Source organism: Amycolatopsis sp. NPDC104775, assembly GCF_055583325.1.
Genome location: NZ_JBVJOE010000001.1, coordinates 682,415 through 699,607, shown reverse-complemented (window position 1 = coordinate 699,607; position 17,193 = coordinate 682,415). Strand labels below are relative to the sequence as shown.

12 protein-coding genes are annotated in these 17,193 nt (G+C 70.8%); 7 read left to right on the top strand and 5 right to left on the bottom strand.

All coding sequences use genetic code 11. The features are described 5' to 3' along the window. Positions 1–18: 18 nt before the first annotated feature. A complete protein-coding gene (locus ACZ63D_RS02875; protein ID WP_465352588.1) occupies positions 19–504 on the bottom strand; it encodes a MarR family winged helix-turn-helix transcriptional regulator in 486 nt (161 codons plus the stop codon). 97 nt (positions 505–601) lie between these two features. Between ACZ63D_RS02875 and ACZ63D_RS02870 the strand changes: the two genes are divergently transcribed. From ACZ63D_RS02870 to ACZ63D_RS02860, 3 genes are all read left to right on the top strand, one after another. Then, positions 602–1,939, top strand: coding sequence for an MFS transporter (locus tag ACZ63D_RS02870; protein WP_465352587.1), 1,338 nt, complete (start codon positions 602–604; stop codon positions 1,937–1,939). A gap of 133 nt (positions 1,940–2,072) precedes the next feature. Next, positions 2,073–3,506 carry an LCP family protein gene (locus tag ACZ63D_RS02865; protein ID WP_465352586.1) on the top strand — a complete coding sequence of 478 codons (1,434 nt, stop codon included), beginning with the start codon at positions 2,073–2,075 and terminating at the stop codon, positions 3,504–3,506. 270 nt (positions 3,507–3,776) lie between these two features. Continuing rightward, positions 3,777–7,661, top strand: a complete 3,885-nt coding sequence (locus ACZ63D_RS02860) for a Pls/PosA family non-ribosomal peptide synthetase (RefSeq protein ID WP_465352585.1) — start codon at positions 3,777–3,779, stop codon at positions 7,659–7,661. 4 nt (positions 7,662–7,665) lie between these two features. Here ACZ63D_RS02860 and ACZ63D_RS02855 read toward each other — a convergent pair whose 3' ends face one another. Continuing rightward, complete coding sequence (locus ACZ63D_RS02855) at positions 7,666–8,856, bottom strand: CaiB/BaiF CoA transferase family protein (protein ID WP_465352584.1); 1,191 nt, start codon at positions 8,854–8,856, stop codon at positions 7,666–7,668. Then, positions 8,856–10,037 (bottom strand): acyl-CoA dehydrogenase family protein, encoded by a 1,182-nt coding sequence (locus ACZ63D_RS02850; RefSeq protein WP_465352583.1) that lies wholly within the window; start codon positions 10,035–10,037, stop codon positions 8,856–8,858. The genes ACZ63D_RS02855 and ACZ63D_RS02850 overlap by 1 nt, the downstream gene beginning before the upstream one ends. Positions 10,038–10,163: 126 nt before the next feature. On the opposite strand from ACZ63D_RS02850, the gene ACZ63D_RS02845 reads away from it, so the two are divergent. Beyond that, positions 10,164–10,904, top strand: coding sequence for an IclR family transcriptional regulator (locus ACZ63D_RS02845; protein WP_465352582.1), 741 nt, complete (start codon positions 10,164–10,166; stop codon positions 10,902–10,904). Positions 10,905–11,049: 145 nt separating this feature from the next. Then, positions 11,050–12,366 carry an MFS transporter gene (locus tag ACZ63D_RS02840; protein ID WP_465352581.1) on the top strand — a complete coding sequence of 439 codons (1,317 nt, stop codon included), beginning with the start codon at positions 11,050–11,052 and terminating at the stop codon, positions 12,364–12,366. Positions 12,367–12,378: 12 nt separating this feature from the next. Here the strand turns inward: ACZ63D_RS02840 and ACZ63D_RS02835 are convergent, their stop codons facing one another. After that, a complete protein-coding gene (locus ACZ63D_RS02835) occupies positions 12,379–13,551 on the bottom strand; it encodes a polysaccharide pyruvyl transferase family protein (protein ID WP_465352580.1) in 1,173 nt (390 codons plus the stop codon). Continuing rightward, positions 13,548–14,129, bottom strand: a complete 582-nt coding sequence (locus tag ACZ63D_RS02830) for an OmpA family protein (protein ID WP_465352579.1) — start codon at positions 14,127–14,129, stop codon at positions 13,548–13,550. The genes ACZ63D_RS02835 and ACZ63D_RS02830 overlap by 4 nt, the downstream gene beginning before the upstream one ends. Positions 14,130–14,525: 396 nt before the next feature. Here ACZ63D_RS02830 and ACZ63D_RS02825 point away from each other — a divergent pair, with 396 nt between their 5' ends. Together ACZ63D_RS02825 and ACZ63D_RS02820 are read left to right on the top strand one after the other, a co-directional pair. Further along, on the top strand, positions 14,526–15,137 hold the full coding sequence (locus ACZ63D_RS02825) for a DUF998 domain-containing protein (protein ID WP_465352578.1): 612 nt from the start codon (positions 14,526–14,528) through the stop codon (positions 15,135–15,137). After that, positions 15,134–17,149 (top strand): glycosyltransferase, encoded by a 2,016-nt coding sequence (locus tag ACZ63D_RS02820; protein WP_465352577.1) that lies wholly within the window; start codon positions 15,134–15,136, stop codon positions 17,147–17,149. The genes ACZ63D_RS02825 and ACZ63D_RS02820 overlap by 4 nt, the downstream gene beginning before the upstream one ends. Positions 17,150–17,193 lie beyond the last annotated feature (44 nt).

Here is a 17,193-nt window from a genome sequence, read left to right as displayed (position 1 = left end):
GTGTTGATAAAGTCAACACTACTCGGCGGCCGGGCGGTCCCGCTCGCTCTCCTCGACGGCCAGCGCGCGCTCGGCCAGCTTGTCCAGCGCGCGGTCCAGCACCCGGGCCTCTTCGGCGGTGAGGGCGGCGAGGAAGTCCGCGTCGCGCTCGTTGGCGGCGGTGATCAGGCCGCGGTACACCCGGGTGCCCTCAGCGGTCAGCGCCAGCTGCGACGTGCGCCCGGACCCGGCCGTGCGGTTGACCAGCCCGCGGTCGGTCAGCCGGCTGACCACCCGGCTCATCTGCGCTTTGTCCAGTCCGGCGCGGCGGGCGAGCCGGTTGAGCGTGAGCGTCGGGTCGGCCGCGATGAGCGCGATCGCGCGCCATTCGCCGAGGCTGACGTCGAAGTCCCGCCGATAGCGCACCGCGGCGCTGCGCGACATCGCCGACGACGTGCGCGAGAGCCGGTAGGACAGCAGTCCGGAGATGGGGACCAGTTCGTGTCCGTCTGCGCGTTCGGCCATGGCCGGACATCGTAGCCGTTACCGGTCCGGTGTTGACAAACTCAACACTCGATGCGGAGACTGCCACTCGCCCGATCCGGACGAAGGAGTCTCAGCCGTGGCCGAACCATCCGCTGTCACCGGCGCTCCGGCAACCGCCGCCGTCGACCGCGAAGCGACCTATCGCACGATCGCCCGGCGCGTCATGCCGCTGCTGGTGCTGTGTTACGTCGTGAGCTACATCGACCGCACCAACATCGGGATCGCGCAGCAGGGCCTCAAACGGGACCTCGGTTTCGGGCCCGCGGTGTATGGGCTCGGCGTCACGCTGTTCTTCGTCGGCTTCATCCTCTTCGAAGTCCCGAGCAACGCGCTGCTCGCCCGCATTGGCGCGCGCAAGACCCTCGCCCGCATCATGGCCACCTGGGGCGTGATGACCGTGGTGACCATGTTCGTGCACAACGAAATCATGTTCTACGTCGCACGATTCCTGCTCGGCGTCGCCGAAGCGGGGTTCTTCCCCGGCGCGCTGTATCTGCTGTCGTTGTGGTTCCCGTCGTCGCGGCGGACGCGGATGACGGCCGTGTTCTTCATCGGCATCCCGGTGTCCGGCGCGCTCGGTTCGGTGATGTCCGGGTGGATCATGCACTCGCTCGGCGGCGCCGGCGGGCTCGCGGACTGGCAATGGCTCTTCCTGATCGAAGGGATCCCGCCGATCCTGCTGGCCGGGCTCGTGCTGCTGTTCGTCACCGACAGCCCGGAGCGGGCGAAGTGGCTCACCCCGGAACAGAAAGCGGCGGTGCGCGCCGACCTCGACGCGGACCTGCGGGACAAGGGCCCGGCGACGGGGAAACACAGCGGGCTCCTGCTCGCCCTGCGCGACCCGAAGGTCTGGATTCTCGGGCTCTGCGCGTGCGGCGCGTACACCCTGGCGAACGCCGTCTCGTACTGGACGCCGCGGATCATCGCCAACGCCGGGGTCGGCAACGTGCTGAACCTCGGCTTCTTCTCGGCCATCCCGCCGCTGCTCGGCATCGTGGTGATGCTGCTGGTCGGCCGGCATTCCGACCGCACGCTGGAGCGGCGCTGGCACGCGGCGGCGAGCTGGATCGTGGCGGCGTTCGCGATGCTGGCGCTCTCGGTGTCCGGCGGCAACGTCGTGGTGGTCATCCTGCTGCTCGCGGTGATGGCGGCCGCGCACTACTCGGGACTGACGGTGTTCTATTCGATCCCGTCGATCTACCTGACCGACCGGGCCGCGGCCACCGGGATCGCGGTCGTGACGTCGATGGGCTCGTTCGCCGCCGCCGCTTCGCCGTCGCTGCTCGGGTTCATCGAATCCGCGACCGGGAGCCTGTCGCTGGGGCTGCGGATCAGCGCGGGCATCGTCCTGCTCGCCGTCGTGGTGCTGCTGGCCGGCGTCCGGCCCGGCGATCTTCGCGAACGGCACCGCTGACCCTCCAAAGTGTGACTCTCGCCCGCGCCTGCGCGTCCGACCTCGGCGGGCTGCCTCGCCGGACGTCTCTCTCATCGCTCTCACAGGAACCCCGGAGTAGACCGGGGGCGCCGGAGGGGAGGAGCGGTGAGCGATGGAGCGCGCGAACGGGCACTGGGCCGAGCGGATCGGCGTGGTCGCGCTGGTCGCCGTCCTGCTGGGCGGGGCCGCCTACGGGTGGGCCGAGCTGCGCGCGCTGCTGTCCGGGGTCACGACGTCGGCCGCGCTCGACGGGCGGGCCCGGCCGGGCGGCGACACGAACATCCTCGTCCTCGGCCTCGATTCGCGGCTCGACGAGCGGGGCGATCCGCTGCCCGCCGAGCTGTACGAGCAGCTGCACGCGGGAGACCAGAACGTCGGCGGATACCACGCCGACGTCCTGATGCTGCTGCACGTTCCGGCCGACGGGGGACATCCGACGGTCATCTCGATCCCGCGCGACGACTACACCGACCTCGCCGGCTGTCCGGACGGGGTGTGCCAGGGCAAGATCAGGGACGCGTACGGATACGCCTACGCCGCCGAGTCCAAACGTCTTGCCGCGCAAGGAGTCACCGAGAAGACGGTACGCGAGCAGCGGGCACGGGACGCCGGCCGCGCGGCGGAAGTCGCGACGGTGCGGCAATTCCTCGGCGGGGTCGCGGTGGACCATTTCGTCGAAGTCACCCTCGTCGCGTTCTTCCAGCTCGCCCAGGTCGTGCAGCCGATCACGGTGTGTTTGTCCGGCAGCACGCGCGACAGTTACTCGGGAGCGGATTTCCCGGCCGGGAAGCAGCGGATTTCCGCGGCTCAGGCGCTCGCGTTCGTGCGGCAGCGCCGGGACACCCAGCACGAGTTCACCGACCTGGACCGGGAACGGCGGCAGCAGGCGTTTCTCGTTTCGCTCGCGCATCAGCTGAAAGAGGGCAGCGTGTTCGGCGATCCGGGGAAACTCGGCCAGCTGGTTTCGGTCGCGAGAGAGAATGTCGCGATCGATTCCGGGCTCGACCTCAACGCGCTGGCACGGCAGGCGGAATCGTTCGCGGGCGGGGATCTGACGTTGGCGTCGCTTCCGGTCGAACGGTTCGAAAAGGACGCCCGGGGCGAAGACGTCGCCATTGTCGATCCGGTGAAAATCCGCGCCGCCGCGGCGCGGCTGCTCGGCCGGACGGTCCCGCCGCCGCCCGCCGCGACGGCCGGGCCCGCGGTGGACGTGGTGAACGCGAGCGGCCGCGAGGGCGCGGCCGCCCGGGTGCTGAAAACGCTCCCGTCGCGGGGATACCGCGCCGGGCACACGTCCAGTGCGCGGCATGCGCACCGCACTGTGGTCCGGTACGGGCGCGGGGATTCCGCGGCCGCGGCGAAACTCGTGGCCGCGCTCGGCGGCGGGTACGCCGTGAGCTACGACGGCGCGCTGGCCGCGGGGGAGCTGAAACTGGTGCTCGGCACTGATTTCCGGGAACAGGCCGGCGAGGTGGACCCGGTGCCGGCCGACCCGGTTTCCCCCGCCGACGAATTGTCCGGAGGCGGGGTGCCGTGCGTGCGGTGAACGGGAGAAGCACAACGATCCTGTGAACCTGTTGAGAACGAATTCCGAAATTAACTCTCCCGAGTGACAGCGGCGGCACTGCTTCCGCTAATGTCCGGACTCGCGTGACGAGCCGCACAGCCGCGACTGGGGGATTGCCCGATATCTGTTCTTGTTCCGATTCCAGTGCTTGAAACGACACTGCTGTTTTCAACCCGGCCTCACACCGCCCATTGTTGAGTGGTGTCCAGCCGGTTTCGTGACTCCTGTTCTCCTGGAAAGAGGTTTCCTGTGACGCTGGACGCGGATCGGGCGCGCACAGCCGCGCCCGAGAGGCTCGCCGAAGAGGCGGCGGCGGTTTACCGGTCAGGCCCGGCGCCCGCCGTGCGCACGCTTTACGACATTTTCGCCGAAACAGTGCGCGAGCACCCGGACGCGCTCGCTCTGGACAACGGAACCGAGCGGGCGACGTATCGCGATTTCGCCGCGCAGGTCGAAGAACTCGCCGGACGCCTCCGCGCCGCCGGGGTCAAGCCGGGCGACCGCGTCGGCATCCGGATGACTTCCGGCACCGCCGCGCTGTACCGCGGCATTCTCGCCGTCCTGTCCACCGGAGCCGCCTACGTCCCCGTCGACGCCGACGATCCGGCCGACCGCGCCGAGACAGTGTGGGCGGAAGCTCAGGTGAGCCTGGTCCTCGACGACGCGGGATTGCCGCCGGCGCACGGACCGCACTGGCCGCGAGTCCGCCCGCAGCCGCAGGACGACGCCTGGATCATTTTCACCTCGGGCTCCACCGGCAAGCCCAAGGGCGTCGCCGTCACGCATCGCGCGGCAGCGGCCTTTGTGGACGCCGAGGCCCGGTTGTTCTGCACCGCGCGCCCGCTCGGCCCGGGAGACCGGGTGCTGGCCGGGCTGAGTGTCGCGTTCGACGCCTCGTGCGAGGAAATGTGGCTGGCGTGGCGGCACGGCGCGTGCCTGGTCCCGGCGCCGCGCTCGCTCGTCCGGGCGGGAGCCGACCTCGGGCCGTGGCTGGTCGAGCGCGGCGTCACGGTCGTGTCGACGGTGCCGACGCTCGCCGCGCTGTGGCCAGTGGACACTCTGGCCAGCGTCCGCCTGCTCATTCTCGGCGGCGAGGCCTGCCCGCCGGAGGTCGTGACGCGCTTCGACGACGGCCGCCGGGAAATCTGGAACACCTACGGCCCGACGGAAACCACTGTCGTCGCGTGTGCGCAGCGGTTGCGCGCGGGCGAACCGGTGCGGATCGGGCTGCCGCTCGACGGCTGGGAACTCGCGGTCGTCGATCCGGAGGACCCGGCGGGCATTCCGGTGCCGTGGGGCCGCAGCGGCGAGCTGGTGATCGGCGGGGCCGGGCTCGCCCGCTACCTCGACGCGGCGAAGGACGCGCAGAAGTTCGTGCCGCTGCCGGGGCTCGGCTGGAGCCGCGGGTACCGCAGCGGCGATCTGGTGCGCGCGGTGCCCGACGGGCTGGAGTTCGTCGGCCGCGCGGACGGCCAGGTCAAAATCGGCGGACGGCGCGTCGAGCTGGGCGAGATCGACGCGGCGCTGCGCGCTTTGCCCGGGGTCGCCGCGGCCGCGACGGTGGTGCGGCGCACGGACAGCGGCGCGCAAGTGCTGGTCGGCTACGTGGTGCCGGAAGGCGACGACCTCGACCGCGCAGCCGCGCGCAGCCGCCTGCGGGACCGGCTTCCCGCCGCGTTGGTGCCCCGCCTGGCGTTGGTGCCGGAGCTGCCGGTGCGCGCGTCGGGCAAGCTCGACCGCGACGCGTTGCCGTGGCCGCTGGAGGAACCGGCCGCCGCGCCGGTGCTGCCGTCCGATCCGAAGCTGGCGTGGCTGGTGCGGGCGTGGAGCGACCACCTCGGCACCGCGGTCGGGCCGGACGACGACTTCTTCGACCTCGGCGGATCGAGCGTGACCGCCGCGAGGCTCGTTTCCGTGCTGCGCGAACGGTATCCGACCGCGGCAGTGGCCGATGTGTACTCCTGCCCGACGCCGCGCGAACTGCACGAACGCCTCGCCGGAACGCCGGTCGAACCGGTCGCGGCGGACGAGCCGCGGGCCGCCGCGGCGCGCGGCAGCGGATGGTGGCAGGCCGGGGTGCAGCTGGTTTTGCTGGTCCTGTCGGGAACGCGGTGGCTGCTTTCGGTGTCGCTGCTCGGCTCGCTGGTTTCCCTGGTGCTGCCGTTGCAGTGGCTGCCGCGGATGTCGTGGTGGATCCTCGTGCCCGCGTGGCTGGTGCTGCTGAGCCCGCCGGGCCGGATGCTGCTCGCCGCGGGCGGGGTGCGGCTGCTGCGCGGAAACCTCGCGCCAGGGGAGTACCGCCGCGGCGGCATCGTCCACATGCGACTGTGGACGGCGGAACGGTTCGCCGCCGTCATCGGCCCGCCCGGAGTGGCGGGCACCCCGCTCGCCGCGCCGTATGCCCGGTTGCTCGGCAATCGCGTCGGCCGGGGTGTCGATCTGCACTCTCCGCCGCCGATCAGCGGTCTCGCGCATTTCGGCGACGGATGCGCGATCGAGCCCGAAACGGATCTGGCCGGGTGGTGGCTGGACGGTCCAGTGCTGCGGATCGGCCGCGTTCACATCGGTGCCGGTGCTCGGGTCGGCGGTCGCAGCACGCTGCTGCCGGGCACGGATCTCGGGGCTGGATCGGTGCTGCTGCCCGGCTCGACGCTCGACACCCGGGTGCCGGACAACGCGGTCTGGGGCGGCTCCCCGGCCGGGCCTTCGGGCGAGCGTCCGTCGCGGCCGGCCGCGGCGGCACCGCGAGCGAAGCGGTACTCGCTGGCGTTCGCGCTGGGCGGGACGGTGCGCTCGGTGTTCCTGTTCGTCTCCGCGCTCCCGCTGATCGCGGTCGCGCTGCTGCTGGTCCCGGCGGCGGACGATCCGCGCACTGCCGCGCTGGCGATCCTGCCGTGGACGCCGTTGCTCGTTTTCGCCGGAATTGTCTTGTACGCCCTGACGATCGTCCTGCTGGTGCGGCTGGCTGGCCGGGCCGTGCGGCCGGGTGTCCATCCGGTGCTGAGCCGGGCGGGCTGGGCGGCGTGGTTCGTGCACGAGCTGCTGGAAATCGCCCGGCGGCAGCTGTTCCCGCTCTACGCCGCGCTCGCGACTCCGGTCTGGATGCGCCTGCTGGGCGCGCGCGTCGGCCGTGGCGTCGAACTGTCCACTGTGCTCAGTCTGCCGTCGCTGCTGCGGGTGCGGGACGGTGCGTTCCTCGCCGACGACGTCCTCGCCGCACCGTACGAAATCGACCGCGGCTGGGTCCGGCTGGGCGTCTCGGAGGTCGGGGAGCGGGCGTTCGTCGGCAACTCCGCGATCGTCGGCCCGGACCGCACACTCGGCTCGGAGGCGCTCGTCGGCGTCCTGTCCGACACCCCCGCGAACGTCCCCGACGGCACGTCCTGGCTCGGCCGTCCCGCGCTGGAACTGCGCCGGACAGCCGACACCGTTGATCCCGCCCGCACTTTCGCGCCCCCACGCCGGTTGAAGCTGGCCCGCGCGCTGGTCGAGTCCTGCCGGATCGCGCCGCTGCTGATCGCGGGCCTGCTCGGGCTCGCCGTGAGCACCGTGCTGGCCGGGGTGGACGTCGCGGACGGCTTCTGGGTCGCCGCCGTCCTCGCGCCCGCGGTCTTCCTCGCCGCCGGTCTCGTCGCCGCGCTGCTGACGACGCTGGCGAAATGGACGTTGGTCGGCCGGTTCCGGCCGGGACGGCATCCATTGTGGAGCGCGTTCGTGTGGCGCAACGAGCTGTACGACACCTTCGTCGAGACGCTCGCGGTCCCGTGGTTCGCCGGATCCTTCCTCGGCACGCCGGTGCTGAACTGGTGGCTGCGCACCCTCGGCGCCCGCATCGGCCGCGGCGTCTGGTGCGAGAGCTACTGGCTGCCGGAAACGGACCTCGTCCACCTCGGCGACGGCGCCGTGGTCAACCGCGGCTGCGTGCTGCAGACCCACCTGTTCCACGACCGAGTCATGCGGCTCGACCCGGTCCGCCTCGGCTCCGGCGCGACCCTCGGGCCGCGTGCGTTCCAGCTGCCGGGTAGCGGGGTTGCCGACGGCGCGACGGTGGGGTCGGGGTCGCTGGTGATGGCGGGGGAGACCCTCCCGGCGCGCACCCGGTGGCGGGGCACGCCGGTCCGGCCCTGGCGGTGACGGCCTAGGTTCGCGGGAGGTCGATGCGCGCGGCTCCGCTTTCGAGCGCGGCATCGACCTCCTCTGGCGAAAGCCCCGCCGCGGCAAGCACTTCCCGCGTATCCGCCCCCGGCTGCCGCGGCGATTCGGCGGCACAGCCGGGCGTCCGGCCGAGCTTCACCGGCACCCCGACCCCGCGATACCCGTCCCGTTCGACAACCATTTCCCGGTGCCGCACCTGCGGAGCGTTCATCGCCTCCGCGATGTCGTGCACCGGAGACGCCGGAACCCCCTTGGCCAGCAGCAATTCAGCCAAAGCGTCCCGGTTGTACTGTCCGATCAGAACACTCAACTCCGCCCGCAGCGCGCCGACATTGGCAACCCGGTCGGCGTTCGAAGCGAACCGAGGATCGGAAGCCAGCCCCGGCGCGCCGAGCACGTCGACCAGCGCGGCGAACTGCCGGTCATTCCCCGCTCCGACAAAGAAAAGCCCGTCCTCCGTCGAAAAAGTCTCGTACGGCGCGATCGACGGATGCGCCGAACCAGTCCGCCGCGGCACCGCCCCGTCGGCCAGCCACGCCGCGGAATGCGGATGCAGCAAGCTGATCACCGTGTCCAGCAACGAACAATCGACCAGCTGCCCGAGCCCGGACCGGGCCCGTTCGTGCAAGGCCAGCAGGATCCCGGAAAACCCGAGCACCCCGGTCACCACGTCGACCACCGGCACCCCGATCCGCAGCGGCGGCCCGTCGGCTTCGCCGTTCACGCTCATCAGCCCGCCGTACGCCTGCAGCACCGCGTCGTAGCCGGGCAGCCCGCCGAGCGGCCCGTCCGTGCCGAAACCCGTGATGCGGCAATGGATCAGCGCCGGATGCTCCGCGCGGATCGTCTCGTCCGGCCAGCCCCAGCGCGCGAGCGTGCCCGCCTTGAAGTTCTCCACCACCACGTCCGCGCCGGCGAGCAGCGTGCCGAGCAGTTCGCGACCGTCCGGACCGGACAGATCGAGCACGATGTTCTTCTTGCCGCGGTTGAGGTTCGCGTAGTACGCGCTGGTCCCGTCTTCGCGAAACGGCGGGCCCCAGCCCCGCGTCTCGTCCCCGGCGGGCGATTCGACCTTGATCACCTCGGCTCCGTGGTCGGCCAGCATCTGCGTGCAGTACGGCCCGGCCAGCACCCGCGAAAGGTCCAGCACCCGCAGCCCGTCGAGCGCGCCCATCAGTACGACCTCGGCAGCCCGAGCACGTGCTGGGACACGTAGTTCAGCACCATTTCCTGGCTGATCGGCGCGAGCCGCAGCAGCCGTGCCTCCCGGAAGTAGCGCTCCACGTGGTACTCCCGCGCGTAGCCCATTCCGCCGTGAGTCTGGATCGCCTGGTCGGCGGCCTGGAAACCGGCGTCCGCGCACAGCCATTTCGCCATGTTCGCCTCCTTGCCGCAGGACAGGCCCCGGTCGTAGCGCCAGGCGGCGTTGCGGGCCATCAGCTCCGCCGCGTCGAGCCGGGTCGCGGCCTCGGCCAGCGGGAACGCCAAGCCCTGGTTCTGCCCGATCGGACGGCCGAACACCTGCCGTTCCCCGGCGTAGCGGACCGCGCGGCGCAGCGCCGCCCGGCCGATGCCGAGCGCCTCGTGCGCGAGCAGGATGCGTTCCGGGTTGAGCCCGTCGAGCAGGTACCGGAAGCCCTTGCCCTCCTCGCCGACCCGCGCCGATTCGGGCACCCGCAGGCCGTCGATCAGCACTTCGTACGAAGACACCGCGTTGCGGCCGAGTTTGGGGATGGCGCGCAGCTGCACCGCGTCGGACTCGATGTCCACGACGAACAGCGACATGCCGTCGGTCGGCTTCTCCACCTCGTCGCGCGGCGTGGTGCGGGCGATCAGCACCATCTTCTGCGACTGGCCCGCCTTGGTGATCCAGACCTTCCGGCCGTGCACGACGTAGGAATCGCCGTCGCGCCGGGCGAACGTGGAGATGCGCGTGGTGTCGGTGCCCGCGTCCGGTTCGGTCACGCCGAAGCAGACGTGCAGCGAACCGTCGACCGCGCCGGGCAGGATCTCCCGGCGCATTTCCTCGCTGCCGTGCTTGACGATCGTGTTCAGCCCGAAGATCGTCAGGTGCATCGTGCTGCACCCGTTCATCCCGGCCCCGGACGCGGCCACTTCCTCCAGCAGCAGCGCGGCTTCGAGGATGCCGAGCCCGCCGCCCCCGTACTCCTCCGGGATCGCCATGCCGAGCCAGCCCGCCGAGGCGAACGCGTCGTAGAACTCGCGGGGAAACTCGGCGCGCTCGTCCCGTTCGGCCCAGTACTCGTCGGGGAACCGGGCGGCCAGCTCGCGCACGGCGCGCCGGATGTCCTCCTGGTCTTGGCTCAGCTGGAAGTCCACAGTGCTGCTCTCCATTGTGCGTATATGAGAACGCTAAGTTCGGATATACGACCAACGTAAGACGGCGCGCGGCTTGGGTCAAGCGCCGTCCCGGGCCGATGTCGCGATAGGGTTCGTATGTACGAACGCGGGGAGGCAGCGGTGACCGAGTCGACGGCCAAGGCGCACCGGACGGTCGGCCGCGTCACCAGCATCCTCGAATGCGTCGCGCGGCAGCCCGGGATGCGGCTGCACGAGCTGGCGGTCGCCCTCGACGCCCCGAAATCCTCGGTGTTCGGCCTGGTCAAGGGCCTGGTGTCGACCGGATATCTGGTCGAGGCCGACGGCGCGTACCGGCTCGGCCCCGCGCTGGGGAACCTGCTCACCGGCGGCCTGCCCGGCATCGCGACGGCGGCCCGGCCCGCGCTGGAGGAACTGCGCCGCCGGTTCGGCGAGACGGTGATGCTCGGCGCGGCGGTCGGGGATTCGCTGATCTACGTGGACGCGGTCGAGTCCGAGCAGCCGATCCGCTACTCCGCGCCGTTGCGCACCCGGCGGCCGCTGTATCCGCCGAGCGCGGGCAAGATCTTCCTCGCGTACTGGTCGGCGCGGCGGCGCGAGGCATACCTGAAATCGGTGCTTCCGGACGCCGAGCACGTGCGGGCCGCGATGGCGGAACTCGACACCGTCCGCGCTGAGGGCGTCGCACTCAACCGCGGCGAAACGCTGCCCGACGTGAGCGCGGCCGCGCGGCCGATCCTGGTCGACGGAGAGGTCGTCGCGGCGATCGCCGTCGCGGGCCCGACCACGCGGATTTCCGGACGCCTTCCCGAGATCGGCGAGGCGCTGGCGGGCATCACCGCGGCGGTCGTCAAGCGCTGGGAAGCCGCGCGCCAGGGCTGAGCCCGAATTAGTCGCGACCCTTGACCGGTGTGTTCGCGGTCTCTTAGCATCCGGATATACGCATCATGCGTTCCCAAATACGCACGCAATGGCGCGCGCCGGCTGGCTTCCGCTCGCCCGTGCCCCAGTTCCGGAGAGCAGGACCATGCCCAGTGTTGTGGACGACAGCGTCGGAACGACCCGGAAAGCCCCACGCGGAGTCGGGGTCGCGGTGGTCGTCGGCTCCGCGCTCGAATGGTTTGACTTCTACCTCTACGCGTCGATGGCCGCGCTGGTGTTCGGCCACGTGTTCTTCCCGCCCGGCGACGACGCCGCGGCGACCATGGCCTCGGTCGCGACCTTCGCGGTCGGCTTCCTGGCCCGTCCGGTCGGCGGCATCGTGTTCGGCGCGCTCGGCGACCGGGTCGGCCGGAAGAAGGTGCTGTCCTGGACCTTCGTGCTGATGGGCGTTTCCTCGGCCGGGATCGGGCTGCTGCCCAGTTACGCGAGCGCTGGGCTTCTCGCGCCGGTGCTGCTGGTGGTGCTTCGGTTGCTGCAAGGGCTCGGCGCCGGTGCGGAATTCGGCGGCGCGATCGCGGTCGCGTACGAGCACGCCGATCCGCGCAAACGCGGGCGGCAGGGTTCGTGGCCCGCGCTCGGCGTGAACGTCGGGTTGCTCGTCTCCTCGCTCGCCGTCGCCGGACTGACCACTTTGGACAAAGAATTCCTGCACGGCTTCGGCTGGCGGATCCCGTTCCTGGCCAGCTTCCTGCTCGTCGGCGTCGGGCTGTGGGTGCGCCGCCGGGTGCCGGAGACCCCGGAGTTCGAAAACCTGGTGCGCAGCAGGAAAAACCGGCCGCGCGGCTGGGCGAACCGGCCGCTGGTCAAGCTGTTTCGCAGCGACTGGCGCGCGCTGGCGGTGGTCATGGTGATCACGATCGGCTACAACGGCGTCAGCTACGTGTTCAAGACGTTCTCGCTCGCCTACCTGACGAATTTCCGCGGGGTACCGGCGAATATCGGCGCGCTGGGGATCAGCATCGCGAGCGGGATGGCGATCGTGACGGTTCCGGTCGCCGGCTGGATCAGCGACCGGATCGGCGCGAAGAAGGTCGTAGTCGCCGGTGCGGTGGCGACCGGGCTGCTGGCGTTCCCGTTCTTCTGGCTGCTCGACACCGGCGTCAGCTGGTACATCTGGCTCGGCCTGGTTTTCGCGACCGGCATTGTCGTTCCCGCGATGCTTTCGGCGCAGGGGGCGTTCCTGGCCAAGCAGTTCCCGGCCGAAGTCCGCTCGACCGGCCTCGGCACCGGCCGCGAGGTCGGGGGAGCGGTGTCCGGCGGGCTCGCGCCGCTGGCGGCGCTGGCGATCGTGGAAGCGTCCGCGACGCACGCGACCTGGGGTGTTTCGCTGCTGTTCATCGCGGGTGCGTTGTGCATCGGGCTCGGCGCGCTGGCCGATCAGAGCCGCGACGCACTCAACTGAGCCGCGACGCACTCAACTGAGCCGCGGCCACCGCGTGCGGGACCTGGGCAATTCCGGGCCGTACACGGCTTCGGCGACCGAGCGTTTCGCATTCGCGCAGTGGTGCAGGACGTGGGCCGGAAACCCGGTGCCGGAAGGCCGTTCCGGCGGCTTCTCGGCACCGGCGGCCACGAGCGTCCAGCCGGAACCGAGTTCGAGCAGACTCCGGTGTTTGGTGGTGTAGTACTCCGGCGAAACGTCGACCGCCACGCCGGTCGCGCCCGCGGCGGCGGCGACCAGGTGCAGGTGGAACCGGCTGGAAATCCAGGTCTGCCCGGGCGCGACCGGCAGGCCGCGGTGCCACACGTCGCGGAACGGATGGAACTCCGCGCCGGGAAGTTCGTGTTCCAGCAAAGCGAAAACCTCGCGGTCGACGCGAGGAATCCCTTCCACCACAGCGAGTTCGCCCGGCGGGAGCCGCCACGCCCGCACCAGGTCGAGCACCTGCGCGGCGAGTGCGGACGGCCGCTCGGCCGCGATGTCCGACTGCATGCAGAGAACGAACTCGCGCGAGGTGGGCGTCGTCGGCGGATGCGGGTCGAGGAAGACGTCGTCGCAGGTCCGGCCGACGCCCGCGACACCGTGCAGGAGTTCGGCGGACGGATCGTCGCGGACGTCGACGACGTCGAACCGTTCGGCGAGCGTGCGCAGCAACCCGGCCGCGCCCGGCGGGAACGGGACGAATCCCTGTCCGGTCATCGCCGAACGGGCTCCGGAACGCTGTGCGGCCGCGGCGGCCCCGGCGACCAATCCCAGATGCCGGGGCCACAGCGCGTTGACGTAGCCGCCGCCGATCAGGTGCACGACGTCGAGCTCGCCGAGCAGTTCGATCCCCGCGTCCCAGCGCGGTGCGCGACCAGGGTCGTGCACCGCGGCCTGCACCCAGGACGCGACTTCCCACGGATCGTCCGACGGCGCTTCGCCGCACAGCCGCCACAAAGTGTCCGTGCAGCGCAAACGTGGGTGCAAAGCGCCGAGCAAATGCTGTGCCGGTCCCGGCGAATGCGTGTCGAGCCAGACCTCGGCGTCCGGTTCGGTGCGGGCCAAGCGGCGAATCCAAGCCGCGGCGATCAGCTCGTCGCCGAAGTTCGGATACCCGCTCGGCCCGACCAGGTAATGCCGGCGGGGGGACGGGGCACGAGTCACGAAGCGACGCTGAGCTGCGTGTCCAACGCCTGGTCGCCCTGCGCCTTTTCGTTGCCGCTCGGCTCGGCCTGCACCCGGTCCTTGGCGACGCCGTCGCCCTCGAGCGCGGTCGCGATCGCCTGCGCGCGCTCTTCGGACAGCTTCTTCGCCTTCTCCGCGTCCGGGTAACCGGCGTGGGTTTCGACCTTCAGCTTGACGTCGTTGCCCTGCATGGCTTTCGCGATCGCGGCCAGGCCTTCCTTGGCCTTGCCGGTCAGTTCCGCCTTCTCCGGCTCGAATTTGATCGGCGAGGCCTGCGAAGCCTGCTGGATCGCGGCGGTGACCGCCTGCGCGGCCGGGCCGTTCTGCCCGGCGGCTCCGTTCTGGCCCTGCGCGCCGTTCTGGCCGGACGCGCCGTTCTGCCCGGCGTCGCCGGACTGGTTGGCTCCGCTGGGCTGCGCGGCTCCGCTGGACTGGGCGGTGTTCTGCCCGGACGCTCCGGATCCGGACGAGTCGTTCCCGCCGCCCGATCCGCACGCGCTGACCAGCGCGACGACGGCTGCGGCTCCGACGACCGCCTTGACGAATGCCCTCTGCATGGGAATTGCGCTCCTTCGGCTGGGGTTCGCCGGGATCTGAACACGGGGCCACGGAGGCGGCAACCGCGGGCTCACCCGGCGCGGCCGCCGACCGCTGGCGCGGTTTCGCGCCGTCAGCAGGGCGGGGGCGGCGGCACGCGGCTTCGCTCTGCGGACCCGACATCCACCCGGGTGAGGGACCCATACGTCCATAAAGGACAGTAAGATCCCGGCGCGCCGACTGGTGTATAACGCCCTATTCAGCTCGCGTGTTGACAGTTCATCCGGGGTGCCCCGGCCGGTCCGGCCCGGCGGGAAAAGGCCCAGAAGCAGGCAGGGGATTCCCGGGGTGCATCTCAGGGTGTTCCCCGATGCCCGGCGGTCACGGCCGCCAGCATGCTGATCGATGTGACCCTCATGACGCGGAAGGCCAGTGCGGCGGCGCCGGTGCTCGCGACCGCGGCCCTGGCGTTTTCGCTGGTGCCGATCCTGCTGCTGCACGTGGTCGCGGCGGGCGCGGTCGACCCGGTCCGCGACGTCATCAGCGATTACGTCTTCCCACCCGGCGGAGCAGCGCTGCTGGCGGTCGCCTCGCTCGGGCTGGCCGGTGCGTCGCTCGTGGTCCGGCACGCACTGCTCAGGCAGGGGTTGCCGAAACACGGCCCGGCGTCGGTGCTGATCGCGTTGTGGGCGGCCGGATTGGTCGTCGCCACGTTTTTCCCGACCGACCCGACCGGCACGGAGACGTCGTTTTCCGGTGCGGTGCACCGTTACGCCGGTGCGGCGATGTTCGTCTGCCTGCCGCTGGCCGGATGGCTGCTGGCGCGCCGAAATCCGGAAGCCAAGGCGGTGCGCTGGCTTTCCTTGGCCTCCGGCGCCGCCTCGCTCGCCTTTCTGCTGGCACACGCGCCGTTGCTGGAGCAGTCCGTGCCCGAGTTCCTCGGGTTGTTCGAACGCGTGCTGTACGCCCTGCTGTACGCGCAGCTTTTCGCCGTCGCCGCGATGGCCCGAACCAAGGTGGCCTCATGACGATTCTCGCCATCGCGCTTGCCGTGCTCGGCGCGGTTTTCTTTTCCGTTGGCGCACTTCTGCAGCACGGGGTGGTCACCGGGCTGTCCGGCCGGCCGCGGATCGGGGAACTGATCCGGGCACCGCGCTGGCTCGGCGGGCTGGCCCTGCTCGGTTCGGGCGCGGGCGTGCACGCGGTCGCGCTGGGGATGGCCCCGCTGACCGTCGTGCAGCCCGTCGGTGTCATCGCCGTCGCGATCACCGCGATTCTCGGCCGGCGACGGCAAGATCTGCCCGCGGTCGCGGTCACCATGCTCGGCGTCGGGACGTTCGTGACCGTCGCCGCGGGCAGCACCACGAGCACCGAGGTCGGCGCCGACGCGCAAACGCGGGCGGCGTTGCTGGTGCTGGGGGTCGTGGCGCTGCTGACGCTGATCGGCGCGCTCGCTTCTCGGTCGTCAGTCCGCGGATTGTGTTTCGGCGCGGCTGGCGGTGCCGCCTATGGCTTCGTTTCGGTGTTGATGCGAGCGGTTTCCCTCGAAATACGTGGCGGCACCGTCGATTTCGGCACCGCGGTGTCCGTTGCCGTGATGGTGACGGCGTTGCTGATCGGCGGCTGGCTCGTGCAGTTGTCCTACCGGTGCGGTCCGCCGCATCTCGCCGTCGCTTGCCTGACTGTCGTGGATCCGCTGGTCGCAGTGGGTCTTGGCGCCGGGGTGCTGGGGGAAGCCACCCACCTCGACGCCGCGGCGACCGCGGTCGCGCTGATCGCGGCGGTGCTCGCGGTCGGCGGTGTCGCGGTGCTGAGCCGGAGCAGTTCTTCTTCTGTCCCTTTAACCAGATCGGAGCGCCTTGTGAACGACGACCGGCCTTTACGCGTAGTGGTCGCCGCTGAAACCTATCCGCCGGACGTCAACGGCGCGGCGCAGTTCGCGTACCGGCTCTCCACCGGCCTCGCCGGACGCGGCCACGAGGTCCACGTGATCAGCGTCGACCCGGACGGCCCGGCACGCACCGAAAAAGACGGCGACGTCGTGGTGCATCGCGTCCGGTCGCATCGCACGCCGTTCCACCGGACCTTCCGGATCGGCCTGCCCTGGGAGGTGAGCAAGGACGTCGCTGCGCTACTGGAGGAGTTGCAGCCGGACCTTGTGCACGTCCAAGCGCATTTCGTGGTCGGAAGGTATGTGTTGAAGCACGCCGCGGAGATGGGTGTCCCGGCGGTGGCCACGAACCACTTCATGCCGGAGAACCTCTTCGGCCACGTGCGAGTGCCGACCTGGCTGCGTGGCGCGGCTTCGCGGTGGGCGTGGCGTGACCTGACGCGAGTGTTCTCGAGTGCCCGCGTGGTGACCGCGCCGACGCCGCGCGCGGTGGAACTTTTGCACGACAACGGTTTCCCGAAGCGTGCGATTCCAGTTTCGTGCGGCATCGACATCGATCGCTACCGGTTGCGCACGGTGTCGCGGACCTCCGATGATCCGACGGTGTTGTTCGTCGGACGGCTTGACGAGGAGAAGCGCGTTGACGAGCTGCTGCGTGCTGTCTCGCTCGTGCCCGGACTGCGCGCGGAGATCATCGGCGACGGTTCGTGCCGGGTCGAATGGGAAAAGCTGGCTGACGAACTAGGCATCGCCGACCGGGTGCGGTTCCGCGGGTTTGTGTCCGAAGAGGACTTGCTGGACGCCTACGCGGCCGCGGATCTCTTCTGCATGCCCGGTATCGCCGAACTGCAGAGCCTCGCCACGATGGAGGCGATGGCGGCGGGGAAGCCAGTGGTGGTCGCGGACGCGATGGCGCTGCCGCACCTGTGCCGCCCGGGATACAACGGCTGGCTGTTCGAGCCGGGAAACGCGGGGGAACTGGCGCAGCGGCTGCACGCGGTGGCGGCCGACCCGGCGACGCGGGCACGGATGGGGGCGGCGAGCGGCCGGATGATCGCCGGGCACGCGCTGGAGTCCACTTTGGATGCTTTTGAGGCGTGCTATGCCGAGGCGATGGGTCGCGTCGCGGCGGTGCCCGCGGCCGCCTGAGGCTTCCGGCTTGGGGGACTGGGGGATGCGGGGGATGGCCGGGT

What these genes read in the sequence shown, in the direction of transcription:
- ACZ63D_RS02850 (WP_465352583.1), bottom strand. Translation starts at nt 10,037, where the DNA reads ATGGAGAGCAGCACTGTGGACTTCCAGCTGAGCCAAGACCAGGAGGAC.
- ACZ63D_RS02855 (WP_465352584.1), bottom strand. Translation starts at nt 8,856, where the DNA reads ATGGGCGCGCTCGACGGGCTGCGGGTGCTGGACCTTTCGCGGGTGCTG.
- ACZ63D_RS02875 (WP_465352588.1), bottom strand. Translation starts at nt 504, where the DNA reads ATGGCCGAACGCGCAGACGGACACGAACTGGTCCCCATCTCCGGACTG.
- ACZ63D_RS02840 (WP_465352581.1), top strand. Translation starts at nt 11,050, where the DNA reads ATGCCCAGTGTTGTGGACGACAGCGTCGGAACGACCCGGAAAGCCCCA.
- ACZ63D_RS02825 (WP_465352578.1), top strand. Translation starts at nt 14,526, where the DNA reads ATGACGCGGAAGGCCAGTGCGGCGGCGCCGGTGCTCGCGACCGCGGCC.
- ACZ63D_RS02820 (WP_465352577.1), top strand. Translation starts at nt 15,134, where the DNA reads ATGACGATTCTCGCCATCGCGCTTGCCGTGCTCGGCGCGGTTTTCTTT.
- ACZ63D_RS02830 (WP_465352579.1), bottom strand. Translation starts at nt 14,129, where the DNA reads ATGCAGAGGGCATTCGTCAAGGCGGTCGTCGGAGCCGCAGCCGTCGTC.
- ACZ63D_RS02865 (WP_465352586.1), top strand. Translation starts at nt 2,073, where the DNA reads ATGGAGCGCGCGAACGGGCACTGGGCCGAGCGGATCGGCGTGGTCGCG.